Origin of the sequence: Paenibacillus intestini (assembly GCF_030803945.1) — a bacterium.
Taxonomy (GTDB): domain Bacteria; phylum Bacillota; class Bacilli; order Paenibacillales; family Paenibacillaceae; genus Paenibacillus; species Paenibacillus polysaccharolyticus.
The window spans coordinates 1-19,878 of record NZ_JAURUN010000020.1 but is presented as its reverse complement, the minus strand read 5'-3'; the positions used below and the strand labels follow the sequence as shown (position 1 = coordinate 19,878).

Annotated in this window: 21 protein-coding genes, 1 tRNA gene, 1 rRNA gene and 1 riboswitch; of the genes, 8 read left to right on the top strand and 15 right to left on the bottom strand. The window is 44.4% G+C overall.

Features of this window, described 5'->3' with window-relative positions:
- Positions 1-257 precede the first annotated feature (257 nt).
- Positions 258-395, top strand: a riboswitch (cyclic di-AMP (ydaO/yuaA leader).
- 3 nt (positions 396-398) lie between these two features.
- From J2T16_RS27915 to J2T16_RS27905, 3 genes are all read left to right on the top strand, one after another.
- Positions 399-869: a C40 family peptidase gene (locus tag J2T16_RS27915; protein ID WP_090924879.1), complete on the top strand. Its 471-nt coding sequence runs from the start codon at positions 399-401 to the stop codon at positions 867-869.
- Between the two features lie 362 nt (positions 870-1,231).
- Complete coding sequence (locus J2T16_RS27910) at positions 1,232-1,729, top strand: GNAT family N-acetyltransferase (protein ID WP_154960664.1); 498 nt, start codon at positions 1,232-1,234, stop codon at positions 1,727-1,729.
- 148 nt (positions 1,730-1,877) lie between these two features.
- Positions 1,878-2,237 carry a c-type cytochrome gene (locus tag J2T16_RS27905; protein WP_154960663.1) on the top strand — a complete coding sequence of 120 codons (360 nt, stop codon included), beginning with the start codon at positions 1,878-1,880 and terminating at the stop codon, positions 2,235-2,237.
- A gap of 113 nt (positions 2,238-2,350) precedes the next feature.
- On the opposite strand, the gene J2T16_RS27900 is transcribed toward J2T16_RS27905, so the two are convergent.
- Both J2T16_RS27900 and J2T16_RS27895 read right to left on the bottom strand, forming a co-directional pair.
- Positions 2,351-2,644, bottom strand: coding sequence for a 4a-hydroxytetrahydrobiopterin dehydratase (locus tag J2T16_RS27900; protein WP_090924882.1), 294 nt, complete (start codon positions 2,642-2,644; stop codon positions 2,351-2,353).
- 212 nt (positions 2,645-2,856) lie between these two features.
- Positions 2,857-3,150 carry a hypothetical protein gene (locus tag J2T16_RS27895; protein WP_154960662.1) on the bottom strand — a complete coding sequence of 98 codons (294 nt, stop codon included), beginning with the start codon at positions 3,148-3,150 and terminating at the stop codon, positions 2,857-2,859.
- Positions 3,151-3,385: 235 nt separating this feature from the next.
- Here J2T16_RS27895 and motA point away from each other — a divergent pair, with 235 nt between their 5' ends.
- Both motA and motB read left to right on the top strand, forming a co-directional pair.
- Positions 3,386-4,186, top strand: coding sequence for a flagellar motor stator protein MotA (motA, locus tag J2T16_RS27890; RefSeq protein WP_090924884.1), 801 nt, complete (start codon positions 3,386-3,388; stop codon positions 4,184-4,186).
- Complete coding sequence (gene motB / locus J2T16_RS27885; RefSeq protein WP_154960661.1) at positions 4,173-4,991, top strand: flagellar motor protein MotB; 819 nt, start codon at positions 4,173-4,175, stop codon at positions 4,989-4,991. Before motA ends, motB begins: the two co-directional genes overlap by 14 nt.
- 202 nt (positions 4,992-5,193) lie before the next feature.
- On the opposite strand, the gene J2T16_RS27880 is transcribed toward motB, so the two are convergent.
- Positions 5,194-5,895: a pseudouridine synthase gene (locus J2T16_RS27880; protein WP_154960660.1), complete on the bottom strand. Its 702-nt coding sequence runs from the start codon at positions 5,893-5,895 to the stop codon at positions 5,194-5,196.
- 18 nt (positions 5,896-5,913) lie between these two features.
- Entirely contained in the window at positions 5,914-8,229 is a 2,316-nt protein-coding gene (locus tag J2T16_RS27875; protein ID WP_260511034.1) for a PAS domain S-box protein, read from the bottom strand.
- A gap of 355 nt (positions 8,230-8,584) precedes the next feature.
- On the opposite strand from J2T16_RS27875, the gene tadA reads away from it, so the two are divergent.
- Positions 8,585-9,085, top strand: a complete 501-nt coding sequence (gene tadA, locus J2T16_RS27870; protein ID WP_221790069.1) for a tRNA adenosine(34) deaminase TadA — start codon at positions 8,585-8,587, stop codon at positions 9,083-9,085.
- Between the two features lie 49 nt (positions 9,086-9,134).
- On the top strand, positions 9,135-9,707 hold the full coding sequence (locus J2T16_RS27865; RefSeq protein ID WP_221790067.1) for a GNAT family N-acetyltransferase: 573 nt from the start codon (positions 9,135-9,137) through the stop codon (positions 9,705-9,707).
- A gap of 166 nt (positions 9,708-9,873) precedes the next feature.
- Here J2T16_RS27865 and J2T16_RS27860 read toward each other — a convergent pair whose 3' ends face one another.
- The 4 genes from J2T16_RS27860 to J2T16_RS27845 all read right to left on the bottom strand — a co-directional run bounded on the left by J2T16_RS27860 (position 9,874) and on the right by J2T16_RS27845 (position 11,956).
- On the bottom strand, positions 9,874-10,968 hold the full coding sequence (locus J2T16_RS27860) for a hypothetical protein (protein WP_090924890.1): 1,095 nt from the start codon (positions 10,966-10,968) through the stop codon (positions 9,874-9,876).
- Between the two features lie 269 nt (positions 10,969-11,237).
- On the bottom strand, positions 11,238-11,390 hold the full coding sequence (locus tag J2T16_RS27855) for a small acid-soluble spore protein P (RefSeq protein ID WP_123067169.1): 153 nt from the start codon (positions 11,388-11,390) through the stop codon (positions 11,238-11,240).
- A gap of 22 nt (positions 11,391-11,412) precedes the next feature.
- Positions 11,413-11,589, bottom strand: a complete 177-nt coding sequence (locus J2T16_RS27850; RefSeq protein ID WP_221790065.1) for a hypothetical protein — start codon at positions 11,587-11,589, stop codon at positions 11,413-11,415.
- A gap of 25 nt (positions 11,590-11,614) precedes the next feature.
- Entirely contained in the window at positions 11,615-11,956 is a 342-nt protein-coding gene (locus tag J2T16_RS27845; RefSeq protein WP_090924892.1) for a hypothetical protein, read from the bottom strand.
- 153 nt (positions 11,957-12,109) lie between these two features.
- Between J2T16_RS27845 and J2T16_RS27840 the strand changes: the two genes are divergently transcribed.
- A complete protein-coding gene (locus J2T16_RS27840) occupies positions 12,110-12,457 on the top strand; it encodes a hypothetical protein (protein WP_090924893.1) in 348 nt (115 codons plus the stop codon).
- 193 nt (positions 12,458-12,650) lie between these two features.
- On the opposite strand, the gene J2T16_RS27835 is transcribed toward J2T16_RS27840, so the two are convergent.
- The 7 genes from J2T16_RS27835 to rrf all read right to left on the bottom strand — a co-directional run.
- Positions 12,651-12,739 (bottom strand) — tRNA-Ser (locus J2T16_RS27835).
- A gap of 198 nt (positions 12,740-12,937) precedes the next feature.
- Entirely contained in the window at positions 12,938-14,221 is a 1,284-nt protein-coding gene (gene serS, locus J2T16_RS27830; RefSeq protein ID WP_090924894.1) for a serine--tRNA ligase, read from the bottom strand.
- A gap of 278 nt (positions 14,222-14,499) precedes the next feature.
- Positions 14,500-15,090: a pyridoxal 5'-phosphate synthase glutaminase subunit PdxT gene (gene pdxT / locus J2T16_RS27825; RefSeq protein WP_339834437.1), complete on the bottom strand. Its 591-nt coding sequence runs from the start codon at positions 15,088-15,090 to the stop codon at positions 14,500-14,502.
- Positions 15,091-15,108: 18 nt separating this feature from the next.
- Entirely contained in the window at positions 15,109-15,990 is an 882-nt protein-coding gene (gene pdxS, locus J2T16_RS27820) for a pyridoxal 5'-phosphate synthase lyase subunit PdxS (protein WP_024628815.1), read from the bottom strand.
- A 182-nt stretch (positions 15,991-16,172) separates the two neighbouring features.
- Positions 16,173-17,564 carry a D-alanyl-D-alanine carboxypeptidase family protein gene (locus J2T16_RS27815; RefSeq protein WP_090924896.1) on the bottom strand — a complete coding sequence of 464 codons (1,392 nt, stop codon included), beginning with the start codon at positions 17,562-17,564 and terminating at the stop codon, positions 16,173-16,175.
- Positions 17,565-17,984: 420 nt separating this feature from the next.
- Positions 17,985-19,442, bottom strand: a complete 1,458-nt coding sequence (guaB, locus tag J2T16_RS27810; RefSeq protein WP_090924897.1) for an IMP dehydrogenase — start codon at positions 19,440-19,442, stop codon at positions 17,985-17,987.
- Positions 19,443-19,801: 359 nt separating this feature from the next.
- Positions 19,802-19,878: ribosomal RNA gene (rrf, locus tag J2T16_RS27805) — 5S ribosomal RNA — on the bottom strand; the annotation flags it as partial.

The window sequence follows — 19,878 nt, the reverse complement described above, 5'->3', positions numbered from 1 at the left end:
AAATAAAGAAATGTTACCATCTTATATTAAACATTTCATTGGTTATTACGTATAAATACGCAAACCTCGACCTTTCCCCGTCAAAGGTCGAGGTTTTTTTTGTTAATTTTACTGCTAAACGTTGCCAAAGTACTAAGCCTCTGGTACAATAAGCGCAGTGAGTTTTTAGTAACAACTTTGTAATCTTTAAATCCTTATTTGTAACAACTTTAAATTAAATCCTTAAAATTAAATTTTCTTTTCATTTTTCAGGTGCATAACTAGCATAGCCAAATTCCTGGCACCTGGGAAGCGGGGGAACCAGTTATGGGTGAATTGATCTTGAAACAGAGGGATCATAGGGGACCTTCAACCGAATCCTTAAGCTAACCTCGCAGGCGTTGGAAGGGGTATATCACTTGTTTAAGAAGAAACTGACCGCAGCAGTACTTAGCCTCACATTTGCATTATCACTTGGAGCAGGCAGCGCATTTGCAGATTCTAAGATGGATAAAGTAATTGATTCAGCAATGGGAACTACATACAAAAGCGGAGGAACAACGCTTGACGGTTTTGACTGCTCCGGATTCACACGGTATGTATTCGACAAATTAGGTATTGATTTGGCTCGTCAATCTAGCTCCCAATACGACATGGGTGATTCCGTATCTCGCATGGAGATGAGACCTGGAGATCTGGTGTTCTTCAACACAACAGGTAAAGGTATATCACACGTAGGCATCTTTGTAGGAAGTGGCAAGTTTGCACATTCTTCTTCTTCCAAAGGTGTAACGATCAGCTCTTTGAGTGAGAACTACTGGGCTAACCGCTACGTTGGCGCTAAACGGATCATGAGCACGGACGATTATGAGTCACTGGCCCTTGACTAGGTACAAGCTGTAATCAACATGATGTTGGAACCATGTAACTCTACTGTAACGAAATACGAAGTATAAACAGAACCGCCCGGTACATTCTCCGCAGGAATGTATCCGGCGGTTTTTTTATGCTTTCTGACTCTGTGTAGTTCCCGATGTTGCAAGTCATGGTGTGTATGTGAACTAACACGTTCGCCGGCTTTCGTTTGTCCGTGCCCTTATCATGTTTTTACCCAGCCTGTTATAATATAAACGGAATGATCACGACTTTTGTTTCAATTTTTATCTGATCATATGAAGACTTGCCTAATACACAGCTCTTTTGTAGAGTGAACAATGACACGGATATTGGAGAAAGGAGCATGCACTGTTATATGAAGAATGAAGCCTCTTTGATACTTCATGTTGTACCGATGCAAGAAGAACATGCTGAACTTATATGTGGCTGGAAATACGCCCCACCTTACAATATCTATAGCTGGCTTCCTTGGGAACAGATGAAAGCACTCGAAGTCGAGTTCGGTGATGCACATCTCAGACAACAACAATATGCCATTATCCTGGATCAACATGACCAGGTTTATGGGTTTGCACAATATTTTCCGCTCCAGCATGTCACACGAATCGGTCTCGGTATGCGCCCCGATCTGTGTGGTCAAGGTCTCGGCAAAGCATTTGTTACTGCGATCGTACAAGAGGCCATCCGCCGAAATCCATCCAATGAAATTGATCTTGAAGTACTGACTTGGAATACCCGTGCCATTCAGGTATATCTAAAAAGCGGATTTGTCATCCAGGATACATATGAACGCCAAACCCCAGATGGTTTAAAGCCTTTCCATTGCATGGTCTATGAAGGTCCGAGAGAGTAAACCCACGATTAAATGGCTTTAATTGGTCTCTCTTTTGTGATTAGTTTAAAAATTTACCACAAAATGCTATGATGTAGCTACAGCTTCCGTTATAATGATAGGGATAGTTTGAGTTAGATGATCTTTCATTCTGGAGGGGACATAAGGGATGCACAAATGGATCATGAGCGGGGTATTTTTTGCAGCATGTGCTTTAGCTATTGTTTTAATGTTTACGCTTCCAGGTAAAGAAGAAGTGGCTCAGGAAGCCAAACCAACCATGCCTGAAGTGGCTATGGACGCCGGACAGGCTGAGACACTAGTGAAGGCCAACTGTATCTCCTGTCACGGCGATCAGCTTCAAGGTGGCGTAGGCCCAGCTCTTGCGAACATCGGCAGCAAGGACGATGTGGAGAAAATCTATTCCACCATTGTCAAAGGTAAAGGCGGCGGTATGCCTTCGTTCAAAGGCAAACTGCAAGACGAAGAAATCGCCCACATTGCAATGTGGCTAGCAGAGAAGAAATAATGCATTCTGCGCGTAAGGCATCAAAGAGGCTCTCACCCTCCCGTTAGGGAGACAAGAGCCTCTTTTGGTATGCATTACAAACATCATCCTGCAGACAACGTTGGTGCAGATTATTATGTTCTCATTTTCTCAAAAGCTTCGTTGTACTGCTCTGCTTCTTTGATGTCTACCGATGTAATGCCACCTGCATCCCAAGACGTAAGACGCAGTGTAACCGTTGTATAATCAATAGTAATAAAAGGGTGATGATTGAATGCTTCCGAAATCGCAGCGACTTCATCCACAAAAGCAATCCCTTTCATATAGTTAGAAAACACAAATTTGCGGACAATCCACCGTCCCTCTTCTAGCTCCCAGCCTTCCAGCCTTCCCAGATGAGCTTCGACTTCCTCTTGCGTAAAAACCATGCGTTATCTTCCTCCCCATATGATGAGACATCGCGGACTTACATCCACATGACCATCGGCACCTTTACATGCTGCCCATACAGCCTAAAAGGCAGGCCACCGCCCAGCGGCGCCTTTTTCATGAGTATCATCTTACCACGTCAAAGCACCAAAATCCATAGAACAGATGGCTCAGTGCCTTGAAGCGCAAGGTTTTATCGTCATTACACATGTTAAATTAGAGGTACAAAGGTTAGCTCTTCTTCTCCAATCAAAATATGGATCCGGTGTTGTTCTTTGTCATGGATCACCACACCGCTCCCAACCGGAATGACGGATTCCTCTCCAAGCGCGTAGAACAAGTCCTCCGCCAGTGCTTCGTCTACCTCGAGCTGTTCCGGTTCCCCTAGTCTCCCCCACTCTTCCGCATCCATTTCAAAGAAAACATAGCGATCCGGTATGCGTCCTATGGCCACCGTTAAATCTGTCAATATACCTTCATAATCACGTCCATGCTTTACGCCCATTGACTTCTCACTCCCACTCACCTTGTAAAAGGCGGATTTGATCTTATTATACCTGAAAATAACCCTTAAAAAAAAAGCCCATCTGGTCGATAAATACTATACATGACCGTTTCATTCGTTTTCGGTAGCCATGGAGGTTGCCAGACATGCAACGGATTGCAGCAGAACCTTCGTCTGGAAGCCCGAATTCTGCCGCCTGAAAGGATTCAATTTTATCTCATGGATGAGGTGTATGATGGAAATTTCAACGATTATCGGACTAGTTTTGGGGTTAGTCTCCCTTGTACTCGGTATGTTTTTGAAGGGTGCTCCGCTGATTAACCTCGTTAATAACCCGGCAGCATACGTTATTATCTTCGTTGGTACAGCAGGAACCATCTTTATGGCGTTTCCTATGTCTGAAGTTAAGAAGATTCCGAAGTTATTCGGTATCCTTTTCAAGAAGCAAGAACTGATTGACCGCGTTTCTCTAATTGGCACATTTATGGACTGGGCTTCCACTACCCGTCGTGAAGGTTTGCTCGCTCTGGAATCAAAAGTAGAAGAGATTGATGATCAGTTCCTTCGCAGCGGTATGCGGATGATTATTGACGGTAACGACCAGGAATTCGTCAGTGATGTACTGATGGAAGATATTCATGCGACCGAAGAACGACATCGCGGCGGCGCACTGATCTTCGCTCAGGCGGGGATGTATGCACCAACCCTCGGGGTTCTAGGGGCCGTCGTAGGCCTGATTGCGGCACTCGCCGACCTCAGTGACATGGAGAAGCTCTCTCATGCTATTGCAGCGGCATTTATCGCAACCCTCCTGGGTATCTTCAGTGGTTACGTGTTATGGCACCCGATGTCCAACAAGCTGAAGCGGATGTCCAAGAAAGAGATGGAAATCAAGTTGATGATGGTTGAAGGACTCTTGTCTATTCAATCTGGCGTATCTACTATTGCCATCAACCAAAAGTTATCCGTATTCCTGACACCTTCCGAACGTAAACAACTGGAAGAGAAGGAGGGATCATCAGGTGAAAAAGGGTAAAAAACACGAACCGCATGAGGAGCATATTGATGAAAGTTGGTTGCTTCCCTATTCCGACTTAATGACCTTGTTGCTCGCCTTGTTCATCACCCTGTTCTCCATGAGTTCACTGGATGCTGCCAAATTCGAGCAAATGGCCTCTGCACTAAGCAGTGCACTCAACGGAGGTTCCGGTGTTCTGGATCACACGTCAATGAATCCAACGGACTCCAGTACAGACTTAGGCAAGAACAAGGAAATACCCAAGGAAATCACAAAGAAAAATCCTGCGCAGATTACGGATGCCCAGATGGCCCAAAAGGAACAGGAAGATCTGGAAAAACTCAAGAAGCGACTCGACAAGTATATTTCTCAGAATGGACTATCAGACCAACTGAATACCAAACTCAACCAGTCTGAACTCAAGATCACCATCAGTGATAAAGCGTTGTTCTCCTCTGGGCGAGCAGATGTGAAGCCTGAATCACGTTCACTGGCCAAGGCGATCTCTAGCATGCTGCAAGAGTTCCCTGAGTATGAAGTTGTCGTATCCGGCCATACCGATAATATTCCCATTTCCAATAACCAATATAAGGATAACTGGGATTTGAGTGCAGATCGTGCTCTGAACTTTCTGAAAATTCTGTTGCTGAACCCGCAGCTTGATCCTTCCAAGTTCACACCTAGTGGTTACGGGGAGTATCATCCAATCGCCAGCAACGATACAAACATCGGAAGAGCACAGAATCGGCGTGTAGAAGTGTCCATTATCCGGAAGTATCAAAGTAACAATACGAATGTAAAATCCGTGAATGGCGGCAATTAGCAGTCCTTCAGCACGGAATGAGTTTAAGACCGTTCTCCTTGAAACTGATGGAGAGCGGTTTTCCTCTTTTTTGAGGCGTCGAGTATATGGGTGTCCTTCTGTATTTAAACTAAAAAGCATTGTCTCCTCTTAAAGGAAACAATGCTTTTTCATTCGTGCTAATGTTAAGGCGGGCCTTCACCCGTTTCATATTCAGTATTCCTTATTCTAGTGAATAGTCCAGTAAGCTGCCCAGTTCTGCTTTTTCAGCAGATGTAAGCTCCCGCCATGTTCCTGTTGCCTGCTCTCCAAGATGAATGTTCATGATACGAATCCGCTTCAGCTTGCGAACCTCATATCCGAATGCACTGCACATCCGCCGGATTTGACGGTTCTTGCCTTCCGTCAAAATAATACGGAACACACGGTCTGTCATTCTAGTTACGGTGCAAGGCAGCGTCATTTCACCTAGGATTTTAACACCGGTGCTCATTCCCCTGAGGAAGCTTGGTGTGATTGTCTGATCAACCGTTACAATATATTCCTTTTCATGACGACCTTCGGATCTCAAAATCCGATTCACGATGTCCCCATCATTCGTCATCAGAATTAAACCTTCCGAATCCTTGTCTAGACGTCCGATCGGGAAGATCCGTTCATGATGCCCAACAAAATCAACGATATTCCCCTGAATATGCTGTTCAGTTGTACTTGTGATTCCCACGGGTTTGTTCAACGCAATGTACACATGCTTTTTCTTCTCACTAATCGGCTTCCCGTTGATTCGAACATCGTCGCCTTCTTCTGCTTGACTGCCGAGCTCCGCCTTAATGCCATTAATGGTCACCTGACCACTTTCAATTAATTTGTCGGCTGCTCGGCGGGAGCAGTAACCTGTCTCACTAATAAATTTATTAATACGCAAAAGGTCATCTCACCTCATCTAGTTCTCTTCATCTGGTTGTTGTTCTTCCGCTGATGGATCTGCCTCCTGTAACTGTGTCTGCACTTCAGAAGCCGGCAGTTCAATAATGACAGTGGTTCCCCTATTCATAGCACTCTTAATATCCATCATGCCCTTATGGGATTGAATAATTCGCTGACTTACCATGAGGCCGAGTCCTGTGCCGGATTCTTTGTTCGTGAAGAACGGCTCACCAAGCTTTGCCATCATTTCTTCCGGGATGCCAATGCCTTCATCCTTAATTTCAATCCTAACCCGGTTGGCCTGCTCGTTAACCTTCAGCTTGATATGGATGCTTCCTCCATTCGGCATAGCTTCCATACCGTTTTTGAGGACATTGATGAATACTTGCTTTAACTGATTCTCTTCACAGTGTACCATAGCTGAATCCGATGATGCATGCAACACAAACTCAACCCCGTGCAGATGTGCCTGACTATCCAGCAATGAGATAACATCCCCAAGAATGAAACGAATATCCCGCTCTTGAAAATGAACTGCTTGCGGCTTCGCCAGAATCAAAAACTCGCCTACGATCAGGTTGATTCGGTCAAGCTCAGATAACATCAGATCCAGATGGCGATGATTTAGCTTGTTGCTCTCCTGTTGAAGCTGTAGGAAACCGCGCAACGTTGTAAGTGGATTGCGAATCTCATGGGCTACTCCGGCGGCTAGCTGTCCAACCGTCGTTAGCTTCTCCGACCGTCTAAGCAGCTCTTCCATCCGATTACGGCTTGTAATATCCCTTGAGACACTGATGAGAGCTGTAATCTCACCAGCCTCGTCGCGTACAGGCGCCGTACTTACACTGACTTCAACCCGGGTTCCGTCTTTTTTCATCCAGATCGTTTCATTAGACGTAATCGACATGCCTTCAATAAGCTGTGCATGCTGCTGCTTCATTTCTTCTTCCGCTTCAGGAGGAATAATCTTGAGCGAACGTCCTTCCACCTCACGGCTACGAAAACCATATAATTGTTCAAATGCACGGTTAACCCGTAGCACTTTTCCTTCAAGGTCTGTTATATGAATTGCATCAGCTGTCTGATTAATGATAGACTCCAGATGCTCCTTCACTGCCCGGTTCTCTTCATACATCTGCTTTAGACGACTTGTATAGTGACCCAGATTTCGAATCATCGCATTAATCCGGTTGGCGAGCTGTCCCAGCTCATCCTTGCGTTTAATCTTCAGACGGAAATCAAAATGCCCATCCGCCACATCATTCACCTTGCCCAAGATCGATTGGATGGGACGTGTAATGTAACCAGCAAGCAAGTAACTGCCAAAGATCACAATCTCCAGCAAGACCAGAGATATCGAAGCATGGCTGACCAGCTGTTCAGATACCATCGAGGATATTTGTTTGTAATCCATGACAATACTGATCACATATGAAGACTCATTCGGTGTGAAAATCGGAATAAAACTCTTCAAAACCTTCTGATCATGTGTTTCACTCACGAAAGACACATTCTGCCCTGTGCGAACAGCTCGCACCACAGCACGATGGTCTTCATCTACCGAGCCATACTGATATGTACCAAAACGGATCGGTCTGTTATTCAGTTTGCTGAAGTTCGTATCTCTTCCATCATCGCTCATATCCGGGCTCGCAAACGTCAATGGATTAATGCCTGTAATCTCCAAAATGGAGGGATTGACTTCACGGATTTTATTTAAGATTTCATCCGGGCTAGAGATCTTCACATAGTCATCTACTTCAGTATTATTATAGAAGGGGTTGATTATGTAATTTCTCTTTCCATCATGGTAATAACCCCAGATATCAACATCTGTAGGACTGGACGTCGAATACTCGAAACCATCTGACCAGAAATGATCAAGCTTCTGCCCCTCGGGAATCGTTACCTGATGCTTCTCAAATAACTGCTTAAACGCCTGATACCAGTACGTCATTGATTTCGTGGAGAGCCCTATCTCCCTTGGATCAGAGGACCTGTTAACCACAATGTCATTATCCGTCTGTTCCAGGAGTGAGATATGGGATACACCTACTTTTTTACTCAAACGAACCAGATCTTCATTGGTAATGTTCTTGATGTCTGGATCTAATTCCTCTGCTGCCATAATAGAAGCAAGCCACAGATTGTTTCCAATCTGTCTTTTTACATAATCTGCACTGTACTGATTTTGTTCGACAGAAATTGCGATCTGTTTCGCTGTGAGTACCATCTTGTTCTCACTATCCTGCCTCAAATTCTCTTCTGTAGTATAATAACTCAGTGCGATATTTAATACCAAAATAACGAGCACCGAGCACGACATAATCATGGATAATTTCGTTTTAATAGACAAATTCGTTCTTCACCTCTCGGCTTATGCCCTCTGGCGATATATGGCAAAACCTATACCCATCATAACGCTTGTATGACTATTTGAAAAGGATAATCGCCCTTTGCCCGAAAGTTACCGCTCTGGCTGAATAGATCGAATATTGTTGTATGTTCACTTTTCATGAAATGCAATGAGATGTATCACTTGATTTATTCACAAATCCACAGGGTTGTGGATAGTATGTTCATAACTATGTGATTAACTAATAGTTATCCACAATTCTGTGCACAACATGTTAACAAACCGAATGTTTGTTCGCTGAATAAATGTTGAAGAAGGGAGTTTTACGCCTATGAAGGATGATTTTCCCCAGCCTGATCTCACAGTGCTGCCCGAGGAAGAGCTGCATGAATATTGGATGAGGCAGGCTATTGCAGAAGCCCAGAAAGCAGAGGCGCTTGGTGAGGTACCCATCGGAGCCGTAATTGTGCGTAACAACGAGATTATCGGTCGTGGGTATAATCTGCGGGAAACCACGCTCGATTCTACTGCCCATGCGGAGATGGTAGCCATTCGAGAGGCAAGCGAAGTCATTGGAGCTTGGCGCTTACTGGACTGTTCACTGTACGTTACTCTCGAACCTTGTCCAATGTGTGCCGGTGCGATTGTACAATCTAGGGTTCCACGCGTTATCTTCGGTACTGCGGATCCCAAAGCAGGATGTGCAGGGACATTAATGAATTTACTTCAAGAACCGCGCTTCAACCATAGAACCGAGGTTATCCCTGATGTTCTACAACCGGAGTGTTCTTCCATGCTGACTCAATTTTTCAGACGTTTGCGTAAAAAATAATAACCCTGTAACATAAGAAAACAATATGTGAGAAAGGATGTTTGCTGCAATGGCACTAACACTATACGATACAGCTCATGGCATAAGTCTTCGTTTACTCGACATCAAAGATGCACAAGCCTATCTTGAACTGATTGAGCTTACCCGCATCCCTTATCAAGCAGTTGAACCAATTCGCGAAAATGATTTTTACACGCTTGAAGCTCAGACCCGGCGCATTGAGGATCGCGTGCGAGCTGCTGACGAGGGTACCGGTTATCAGTTCGGTATCTTCACGATTAAGGATGACCTCCTCATCGGGCAAGTCAGTCTGAACAATGTTGTGCTCGGCGTTGCTAATTATGCAGATATGGGTTACTTCATCCATCCGGACTATCAAGGCGGTGGACGAATGACTGCTGCGGTAAAGCTGGCTGTAGCCTATGGATTTCGTGTTCTGAAGTTAAACCGGGTGCAGGCCGCTGTATTGCCATCAAACCAGGGTTCTAAGCGGGTACTGGAGAAGAACGGATTCCAGCATGAGGGGATCGCTCGTAAATATTTGAAAATTAACGGGGTCTATCAGGATCATCAAATCTACGCCGTGCTTGCCGAAGATTTGGGAGATGAATTACAGCGCTAAGCCCATTGCCGCACCCTCAGTGATTGTCTACATAATAAACACATCATTCCTTGTGTACAGGAGCGAGTGGTATTTATACAAATAAAACCCGCCTAGATACTAGCAGGAAAAGAGCTTTCTCTGCTTGAGTATCAGGCGGGTTTTATTTGTAGATCAGGTTTAGATCCTAATATCCGTAAGAGGAGTTCATCAATTGCTCGAACTCTTCCATCGTAATTACATCGTCACCCGTTGGGATGTTGATTTTGAATTCAGGCTTTTCGTTAATTTTAGTGTATGTGTTCGAACCAGTGAAGGCCAATTTCATTTCGTCTTTGGTATCTTCCGGTTTGATCAGCATGTCAGCGACCATTTTTTGATAAACTGGGAAGTCGTTTTTATCCAACGCAAAATCAATGTTGAATGTGTTGATTGTCAGAACGTTTTTCAATTTATCCAGATCTTTAGTCATTTCAGCTTGATCTGCTTCAGAGATTTTCAAATCTTCTTTGGCTTTGTCAATATCTGCTTGGCTCAATTGCAACATATCTCTGTACTCTTCTTTAGAGACAATATCCATCACTTTAGGAAGTGCTTTGGTTACCAGTACAGTAACTGCTTCTTTCACATTGTCATTGTTTACAGAGAATTGTACAACCTGCTTCGCGTCTACACCTTCAGGCAACTTTGCATCTTTGGTGTCGAGGTTTTTGAAGAACTTAGCTTCATCATACTCACCCAGTACCGCATCCATGATTTCGTTGCTCAGCTTTTGTGTTTTGGCTGCGTCCAGTGCATCGGGGTTAAATTCTGTACCCTCTTGCTCCGCCAGCTTTTTCAAGTCGAATTCAATAAATTTGCCCACCATATTTTCCGGAATCGGGAAGAATGGGATGTTTGGCACTTTTATATACAATTTCTCTTTGGTCATTACCATAGGAATGTTAAAAGTCATCCCCATATCGCCTTTAAGCTCGATGCCAACGGTCATCTCTGTCTGCATTGGCTCGCTTTGGTATACACCTGTGACATTCAGTTGTGCGTCCTTCAGCATGCTCATAAACTGGGTCATGCTTTGATCCGTCTGAGATGCATCACCAGGTTTATAGCTCAACTCATTAATTGTAAAGTTGGAACTCATTTCGTACGAAGTTAATTTAGAAGCATTCGCTGCAGCCGTCTTCAATGCCTCTTTTGGTTCTTGCTTGCTACTACATGCTGTTAAAGCCAAAGATACGGTTAACAACAACGTAAGAAGAAGCGCCCCCATGCGTTTAGTCATTTGTTTCTCTCCTCTCGTGATAACCCCAAAAAAATAATTCAATACCAATGATATACCATCTCGGCCGATACTGAAACCTAATTTGGGAAAATTGTGATTTTTCCTCTTGAAAATGGCTAGAAAGACCTATGTCAGGTACGGGATGATCTGACTGCTAGTCTTTCCATATGTATGAATACGCAAAAGCCCCCTGTTAGGTAACAAGGGACTTTCGAAATGAAGTGATTTTTTATGTTTGGTACTTATCTTTTGCACGAGAACATTATAGGTTACCCCTCCGGATTTAGATGATCCACATGATTCTGATTCTTCACTTTTTTAGAGCCAGACAATGGTTCCTGCATGGAAGAACGCTTGGATGAATGACGTTGCTGATGGTTATCCTGAGCTTCGGGTACAGGAATTGCTTTTGGTTTACTCATATAAGTGCCTCCTCATCATAGGTTAGGAATGAGATGGGTCTCTATCTTCCGTTTTATCATGATTTAATGCATCCTGATGGCGGCGATCATTGGAATCTTGCTGTATTTGCTGTGCATGATGGCTGTTAACCACAGTTTGTTCGAGATCTCCAACAACATTTTGCAGGTTTTTATCCACACCCAATTTGGCTTTAGTCATTCCATTCGACCCCTTTTGGTTCGTGTTAAGATTTCGTTATCGATTGCAGTGACTGAGCACACTCGTGAATATGCCGAGTGTAATCATGCGCCAGTTCCTGAATCGGTTCTGTGCGCTCATCCGTTGTTCGCCCATCCCGTTCCACGTCAACTAGCTCTACACTGACCTCACGGGAATCAACATATTGGCATTTAAAATCAAAAGAGTACATTTCGTGACCTGCTGTAGCAATGTGTATCCGAATCGCCTGATGATTTGCTTCGTCTGCCATAACCTGTGCCTGATCACCCACATTCAAGACTTCAGGCAAACGCTCCTGCCAAGCACCTACAAGTTCGTTCTGATCAATGTTTAGTTCGCGGTTCATCTTTACCACCTCCACTTCTATAACGTGCGGAGAAGACGTTGTTTTTATGCATGAATGAATCTGGCCATACCATAAACTTCATTAAAATGATTACAAATTCAATTGTGCATGATACAATCATTTCATTATATAGAGTTAGGAGGGAATCATCTATTGAGAGTTGCCACAGGCATCATCTTCGCGTTTTGGCTTGTATTCATGTTCTTTAAGTTTCTGACAACACAACCTGTAGGTTATGATGGAGAGACTACACGCATATTAAGCGGAGGACTAATCTTCGTTCAATTCATTGCATGGGCTTTTATTTTCACATTACCATTTACAACCTTTTCAATTCTAGTCGTAGCAGAAGTGATAGCTTTGTTATTAGCAATAACGTATCAACCAGGCTATTCGGTCTTTGCGGTCGTTAACCTAATCTTCCTTATTATGAGTTTTGCTGCACATAAAGAATTGCAGAAGAAAATAGCAGTATCTAAAAAGCAAGCCAAAACTACATAGGTTTCGTTTAAAGGCATACCGTTCTAGGTATGCTTTTAATTTTCTTCATAAAAGCACCCCTACGAGTAACTCCCGTTAGATTTATCTCTAAAGGTCACAAACACAAAAAACGCACCAGACCGCTATTCAACAGTCTAGTGCGTTTCAAACATAATCACCGCAAATCCATATGCGGCGTGTCATTTAAAAGTTATGGCGGAGAGGGTGGGATTCGAACCCACGTGGGCTTGCACCCTAACGGTTTTCAAGACCGCCCCGTTATGACCGCTTCGGTACCTCTCCAAAAATATTTTATAAACTTGCCACGAAAAGTATCATACCATAGATTAATGATGGAATGCAAGTATTTTTATTTAAAATTTATAATAGAACTGGATTTAACAGCCTCCAGCACTGTAACACATCACCCATCCCACCCGCCATCCTCAAATGGCGAATGGAGTAAGATGATTTGTTAATTATGCTATCTTAAACATCGTACTATTTACGGCGAGCGATGACTTCAATCCCACCCATATAAGGACGCAATGCTTCTGGAATAATCACCGTTCCGTCTTCTTGCTGATAGTTCTCCAGAATGGCTGCTACTGTACGTCCCACTGCCAGTCCTGAACCGTTCAGTGTGTGTACAAATTCAGGTTTCGCCTTAGGCTCTCTGCGGAAACGGATATTGGCACGACGTGCCTGGAAGTCTTCGCAGTTAGAGCATGATGAAATCTCACGGTAGGTATTGCTCTCAGGCAGCCACACTTCAATATCATATGTTTTAGCCGAAGTGAAACCCATATCTGCCGTACAGAGCGTCAACACACGGTAAGGCAAGCCCAGAAGTTGTAGCACACGCTCTGCGTTTTGTGTCATTTTCTCCAGCTCATCATACGATGTCTCTGGTGAAGATAACTTGAGCAACTCCACCTTGTTGAACTGATGCTGACGAATCAAGCCACGAGTATCCCGTCCAGCCGAACCAGCCTCTGAGCGGAAACAGGAACTATATGCGACAAAATGCTTCGGCAGATCATCGGCATTCAAAATTTCTTCACGGTGGTAGTTCGTTACGGGTACTTCTGCTGTTGGGATCAGATAATACTCGGTATCTCTAAGCTTGAACAGATCTTCCTCGAACTTCGGCAACTGGCCTGTTCCAAACAAGCTGTCCCGGTTCACGATATATGGAGGCAAAATTTCTTCGTATCCGTGCTGATCACTGTGCAAATCCATCATAAAGTTAATCAGTGCACGCTCCAGACGCGCTCCAAGTCCTTTATAGAAGGTAAAACGGGAACCTGTCACTTTGGCTGCTGCTTCAAAATCAAGGATGTCCAGCTCCTGTGCAATCTCCCAGTGCGCTTTTGGCGTGAAAGAGAATGACTTGGGCTCTTCCCAACGGCGAATTTCAACATTATCCTCTTCGGATGTACCTACAGGCACACTTTCATTTGGAATGTTAGGAATCGCCATCGTGAGGTCATTAATCTTAACCTCAAGCTCACGTACTTCCTCATCCATCGCTTTAATTCGATCGGAGACCTCGCGCATCTCGACAATCAAATCATCGGCGTTCTCACGGTTCTTCTTCAGTCTAGCTACTTCTGCGGACACGGTGTTACGGCGACTTTTCAGATTCTCGCTCTCCTGCAGTAATTCCCGTCGCTTTGCATCCAATTCTGTAAACCCTGCAATCAGGTCGAGCGATTTGCCACGATTATTTAATGCTTCTTCTACACGTGCATATTCATTCCGCAATATTTTCACATCAAGCACTACGTACCCCTCCTAATAAACCTACATTATAGAGCCTCATGTCAGGCCCGTTCTCGATACTTTCATTTAAAAACACAATAATATCTATTATAACCTACAATGTGCTAATAACCGAAAAAACAACCTATGTCCCCGGTTGCCACCTCCGCTGCGATTCCGCTATGCAGCAGTTACAAGCAACATGAGGCATCCGTCCAGATGCAGCTGCCTCAGTAGCCTAGAACAGACAACTGAGGAGTGCTCCGATGACCGGGAGATCATAGGTTGTACATCATACTTTATTTTGCTTCTACCGATTGTTTATATGCCCTTGCCATGTCTACAAAGTAAGCATGTAGACGGTAGTCATCCGTCAACTCTGGATGGTAGGAGCAAGCCAGCAAATGTCCCTGGCGTGCTGTCACAATCTCATCTTTATACGTGGAAAGAACCTCGACCTGTTCGCCAACACTCTCAATTAACGGAGCGCGTATAAATACAGCCCGTACCGTCTCATCGATACCTTTTACAGGTAGGTCTGTCTCAAAGCTCTCTCTCTGTCTCCCAAAAGCATTACGGGAAACGGTCATATCCATAAGCTCCAGATGAGCCTCATCCTGACCTTGAATACGCTTGGCCATAACGATCAGACCCGCACAGGTACCGAATACCGGCTTTCCAGCTGCGGCGAAGGCACGAATGGCTTCCATGAACCCATACTTGCGCATGAGCTTTCCGATGGTTGTGCTCTCTCCACCCGGTAAAATCAAGCCATCCAGTTCCTCTAACTGCTGAATTTGCTTAATGGCTACACCTTCAGCTCCAGCACGTTCAATACTGCGTATATGTTCTGTAACAGCACCCTGAAGTGCCAAAACGCCGATCTTCATGTCTGAATTCCCCTTCTCTTACCAGCCGCGATCCTGCATACGCTCGGAAGGTGCGAGTTTGGAAATTTCGATGCCTTTCATTGGTGCTCCCAGGTTTTTAGAAACCTCGGCAATCAATTTATAATCGGTATAATGTGTTGTTGCTTCAACGATTGCACGTGCGAATTTCTCCGGGCTGTCCGATTTGAAAATACCAGAACCTACAAATACACCGTCTGCTCCAAGGTGCATCATAAGTGCAGCATCTGCTGGAGTGGCTACGCCGCCCGCTGCAAAGTTAACCACTGGCAATTTTCCGTTCTCATGCACATCCAGTAGAAGCTCATAGGCAACGCCCAGATTCTTCGCTTCGGCATACAGCTCGTCTTTTGACATATTGGTTACTTTACGAATTTGGCCGTTAATGAAACGCATATGACGTACCGCCTCAACAATGTTGCCTGTTCCCGGCTCACCTTTTGTACGAATCATAGATGCTCCTTCACCGATCCGGCGAAGTGCCTCACCCAAGTCTTTCGCTCCACATACAAACGGTACAGTAAACTCATGTTTATCAATATGGAATACTTCATCCGCAGGAGTCAGTACTTCACTCTCATCCAGGTAATCCACACCCAGTGACTCAAGTACTTTAGCTTCTACATAGTGACCAATACGTGCTTTGGCCATAACAGGGATCGTAACAACTTTCATTACTTCTTCCACAATCGTTGGATCAGCCATACGAGCCACTCCACCTGCTGCGCGAATATCAGAAGGAACACGCTCAAGTGCCATTACTGCTGTTGCACCTGCTGCTTCCGCAATTTTAGCTTGCTCAGCGTTCATGACGTCCATGATTACGCCGCCTTTTTGCATTTCAGCCATACCTCTTTTAACGCGTGATGTTCCCGTTTCCATATTCCAAGCCCCCCGTAGTGTATGTGTTGTCTCCCATTTTTCAATAAGCATAATAGCGCTTCTATTCAGATGAAAGAACCTTAGACTTTTATACTGTAATACGTAGAATTCTAACTTGATATTTTACCGGAAAAAGCGTAAATATACAATCCACTCATTCAGTATTAGTTTGTATTTTTCGGTTAAAACAAGTTTTTGATTCCATCGAACAGATCAACGAAGAAGTCTTTGATCGCACGGAAGAATAGGCGGAACCAGCCGCCCTTCTCAGCCTCTTCGGCTGTAATCAGGTTTACCGTTTTTTCCTGAGGTTCCATTCCCTCCGCTTTGTAGGTGTAAGTGACCGTACCAACCTTAGTACCCGCTTTAATTGGTGCAACCAGTTTGTCCGCTTCGGTTACACTCGCTTTGAATGTTACGTTCAGGTCTTGAGTGCCTTTAGGAACAACAAAGCTCACTGCATTATCGGTTACGACAGGAACTGTTGTCTCTTTCCCTTTTTTCAGAGGTACCGTTTCCCAGCCTTTAACTTTGGTTTTACCTGCAACAGCCTGTTTTACTTCAAAATTATCAAAACCATAATCCAGCACCTTTTTCGTTTCTCTAAAACGTGCGGATTCGGAATCGGTTCCCATCACCACGCTAATCAAACGCATACCGTTACGCTCAGCCGTACCTGTAAAGTTATTGCCTGCGTTGCTCGTATGGCCTGTTTTCATACCATCCAGGCCTTCGTAAGCGTAGCTTTTGAAGTTGGTTATATTTTTATTCGCTTCCAGCATCCAGTTATAATTGATAATAGGTGCTTTGTCGTTCGGACGGAATTTGTAGGATTGAATCGTTGTAAAATCTTTGTAGTCAGGATGATCTCTGACGATATATCTACACAAAATAGCAGCGTCTAAAGCGGACATCACCGTTTCCTTGTCTTCTGCTGGACGGAATTCTGCTGGCATGTCTGCACGATCCAGACCAGTAGAGTTAATGAAGTGGGTATCCTTCATACCCATCCGTTTCGCTTCCTCATTCATCATTTTTACGAATTCAGCTTCCGAACCGGCAACATACTCGGCCAATGCCACGGTAGCATCATTTGCCGATCCAACAGCCATGGCGATATACAGATCTTTTACCGTATGCTGGTCTCCTTCTGCAAGGAAAATGCGTGATCCGATACTTTTAGCTGCGTTCTTGCCAACCGTAACTACTGTATCCCAACCAAACTTCCCTTGTTTCACCTGTTCTGCAACGATATACTCTGTCATCATCTTCGTCATACTTGCTGGTGGCATCGCTTTATCCGCATCAACTGACAGTAAAATCTGGCCTGTAGAAGCTTCCATCAGGACTGCCGATCTTACATCAAGTCCAAGCGAGTCTACTGAAGGGATACTAACGGCCTTTGCTGGCGTTTTCGTTGTTGTAGCTGCCGCAGTCAGAACCTGACCAGAGTCACTGGCAGCGGCCATAACAGGCATCACTGCAGACATGCATAGCATGTTAAGGAGCATAACGGAGGCTACGCTCTTTTTGAGGATCTGACGTTTTTTCTTATTCATGTGTTTGGCTTTCAATGATGAATACTCCCTTCGGTCTGAAGCTTCTGAATAATGCCTCAGTGCAGCTCAAGCTGCTATTTTCATAGTCCCTGTCACTGTGTCAATGGATATGTGGTTCTCTGCTGAATGCGCTGTATCGAAATGAGCAAGTTCGTTGCTCTATTATTCAGATCAATTGTCACTTCGCTCGCATCTTGCTGAATGCTTATCTTATGTAAAACGTAATAAACATTCTTTCTAGTATGATAAGTCATAACTGGCTTACTTTGAATCTCATAAAAAAATCATGGATCACGTCAAAAAATCGCCGCAACGCCCCGTTCCATCCTAGGACGGTCACCGCTTGTTCTATTCTATCACAGGGGTATCCGCAAAAAAAGACAAGCCCGGCGAAAATCGCCGAGCCTGCCTTGGAAATCATTAACTCACTTCAGATTACAACGAGTAGTTAGGTGCTTCTTTCGTAATCTGCACATCATGTGGGTGGCTCTCGCGAAGGCCAGCGCCTGTAATACGGATAAAGCTTGTGTCATTACGCAATTGATCCAGATTACTCGTTCCGCAGTATCCCATACCCGAACGCAATCCGCCGATCAACTGATGAATTGTATCAGACAAAGGACCTTTGTATGCTACTCGACCCTCAATGCCTTCAGGAACCAGTTTTTTGTCATCATCCTGGAAGTAACGGTCTTTACTGCCTTGTTTCATTGCAGCCATTGAACCCATACCACGATATACTTTATAACTACGTCCTTGGAAGATTTCCGTTTCTCCTGGACTCTCCGCTGTTCCTGCAAACAGGCTTCCCAGCATTACCGCATGAGCACCGGCAGCAAGAGCTTTGGTGATCTCCCCAGAGTATTTAATACCGCCGTCAGCAATGATAGGTACGCCGTATTCACGCGCCACGCTTGCACAATCATATACAGCTGTAACTTGAGGAACACCAATACCTGCAATAACACGAGTAGTACAAATGGAGCCTGGCCCAATACCTACTTTAACAACCGAAGCTCCTGCTTCAATCAGATCACGTGTGGCTTCACCCGTAGCAACGTTGCCTGCAATAATGGTGAGCTCAGGGAAACGTTCGCGTAACTTGCGAACCGCTTCAATAATGTTAATATGATGGCCATGAGCTGAATCTACTGTAATCAGATCCACACCCGCTTTGACCAAAGCGTCTGCACGTTCAAAAGTATCTTTGGAGATACCAATGGCTGCACCAACCAAAAGGCGACCTTGCGCATCCTTCGCAGCTTGTGGGAACTGAATGGCCTTCTCGATATCTTTAATTGTGATAAGGCCCTTCAATGTGTTGGACTCATCCACCAATGGAAGTTTTTCAATTTTATGCTTCTGCAAGATACCTTCTGCCTCTTGCAGTGTTGTACCCACAGGAGCTGTAACCAAATTCTCACGCGTCATGACTTCACTAATCTTGATGTTGAAATCATGGATAAATCGCAAGTCACGGTTTGTCAGAATACCTACGAGCTTCTGATCTCCTTCAACGATAGGCACACCAGAAATCCGGTATTTTGCCATAACTGCCTCAGCATCAGATACCAGATGTTCAGCTGTAAGTGAAAAAGGATTGGTGATAACACCGCTCTCCGAGCGTTTAACCCGATCCACTTCTTCAGCTTGTTGTTCAACTGACATATTTTTATGAATAATACCAATACCGCCTTCACGTGCAATGGCAATCGCCAGTGTCGCTTCAGTAACAGTATCCATCCCTGCACTAATCAAAGGAATGTTCAATTTGACGTTATCACTCAAACGAACGGATACGTCTACTTCTTTAGGCAGTGTCTCGGATTTCCGTGGCACTAGCAATACATCATCAAAGGTGAAGCCTTCCTTACCAAATTTATCTTCCCACACGCAAGTGTTCCTCCTTATGTTTGCTCAGCTTTACGGACCAAAACCCGAAGATTCCAGGCTGTATTGTATGCCGAAAATTCGTTTTCTGAAAATATATTATTGTCCATCTTAGCAAAGCGATATTTAGAATGTCAAGGGAAACTCCTTGGAACAATCAGGTGTGCTTCCCTTTGTATACAAATGTGTTTCTTAGGTGGACAAGCCTTGATAATATAATAAAAGGCGTCCTTTTATTCAGATCGGACGCCTGCTTTTGTTTTGAGTGTAGTTTAAGTATTCCTTTAATGAAGATTTTTATGTTCTTCCCTAATTTAAACAAAATAAAAACCACCACCGAACATCATCGGCAGTGGTTCTTTGCTTGGCGGCGTCCTACTCTCCCAGGACCCTGCGGTCCAAGTACCATCGGCGCTAGAGGGCTTAACGGTCGTGTTCG